The organism is Pseudomonas sp. P5_B2 (genome assembly GCF_056400445.1).
This window is the reverse complement of record NZ_JBFULH010000846.1, coordinates 1-1,495: the sequence shown is the minus strand read 5'-3', so window position 1 is coordinate 1,495 and position 1,495 is coordinate 1. Positions and strand designations below refer to the sequence as shown.

1 protein-coding gene and 1 pseudogene are annotated in these 1,495 nt (G+C 54.4%); one reads left to right on the top strand and one right to left on the bottom strand.

Annotation, left to right across the window (positions count from 1 at the left end; all coding sequences use genetic code 11):
• A pseudogene (locus tag AC1DRJ_RS27365) lies at positions 1–548 on the top strand (IS66 family transposase); the annotation flags it as partial.
• 427 nt (positions 549–975) lie between these two features.
• On the opposite strand, the gene AC1DRJ_RS27360 reads toward AC1DRJ_RS27365, so the two are convergent.
• A partial coding sequence (locus AC1DRJ_RS27360; protein ID WP_477804899.1) for a DUF7024 domain-containing protein occupies positions 976–1,495 on the bottom strand: 520 nt, incomplete at its 5' end.

The window sequence follows — 1,495 nt, the reverse complement described above, 5'->3', positions numbered from 1 at the left end:
AGTTCGTCGATGCGCAAAAAGTGCAGCCCAAGGGTAAGACCGGGCGTGCCGATATCGCACTGACCATGATTAACAAGTGGTATGGCGTCGAGCGCGAACTCAAGAACGCCAGCGATGAACAGCGTTTTATTGGCCATTAGGAAAAAAGTCAGCCAATCTTGGCTCAGTTGAAAAGCTGGCTGGAGAAAACGCAGCCACAGGTGACGCCACAAAGTGTGCAGGGCAAGGCCGTGAATTATCTGGCCAGCAACTCAACTGGCTCCGGCTGGAACGCTACATGGAGACTGAGTTTTACCGAACTACAACAACTCCGCCGAACAAGCGATAAAGCCATTCGTGATCGGACGCAAAGCMTGGCTGTTCAGCGAYACGCCTAAAGGCGCMACCGCCAGTGCMCAGATCTAYAGCTTGGTCGAGAMCGCCAAGGTCAACGGCCAGGARCCCTATACGTGGCTGCGCCACGTACTGGAGCGATTGCCACATGCGCAGTGGTGGCCGACTACGAAACGCTGCTGCCGTGGAACTGCTCACCGGAAATGCCACGGTAAGCGGGAAACACACCTGGCGGTAGGTGTACTTCATGGATCGCATAGGATTGATGAGCTGCTGCCGCTGGGGTGATTGGTCGCGTGCAAGGTGGTGGGGCTGGACGCTTACAGTCCACGAGCTTGGGGGAGGGGTAGACTTTTTCCACTTTTTGCGTCGGGTCGCATCATGGTGTGCTGGCTCCTGAGAGAATTCGGGTGTACCGCATCGGGTGTGGGATCATGGATCAGATACACCCAGGCAGGAGTCGTATGCGGTAGTTCCGTAAGTACGGATCTGTTCGGGGGGGGCGGCAGGCAACTGCCGTCCCTACCGCGACCTCGCTAACGGCCGGACATACCATAGTGATCTAAACACTCCAGTCCACCGGCAGCACACACTTTCAATCGTCGCAGGGATCAACTATCACTCTATAGATTATTATTTTTATCAAGGCACGGCGCGTAGTGTGAGTGTCTGCACTCCAAGGCCAAGCACCCGAGCATCCGCAGATTGCTCAATCTGTACTGGCGACACGGATCCAGGTGCCTTCAGTACGATTTTCAACAAGMCATTCTGAACCAAATTCTGGGGGATTTCTGCTGTTTGCGTGCCAGTTGGCGCAGTCAAATCAAATGTCCACGTCGCGATCTCGCTGCCGTTTACTTCTGCGATGATGGTCTGAACTGGGTGCTGTTGGGTCACATAGGCCCTGCCTTCAATAACCAGTTGATAAGCAGCTTTGGGCGGCACAGATAACACGATTGAACCGCCGACATCGCCAAGCGACCATGCGCCCCATGGCTCTGCACTGCTCCATCCGTTCGATGCATACTGCCAAGCGTTTCCTCCTGGAGCGAAGCTCAGTGGTTCACCTGGAAGATATTGCTTTAAGCACGAAGGATTGACAATCACGTAGGTTGCGGCTTCCGAAAATCGTGTATCGCATATTTTGTCGATGTACGGAGTG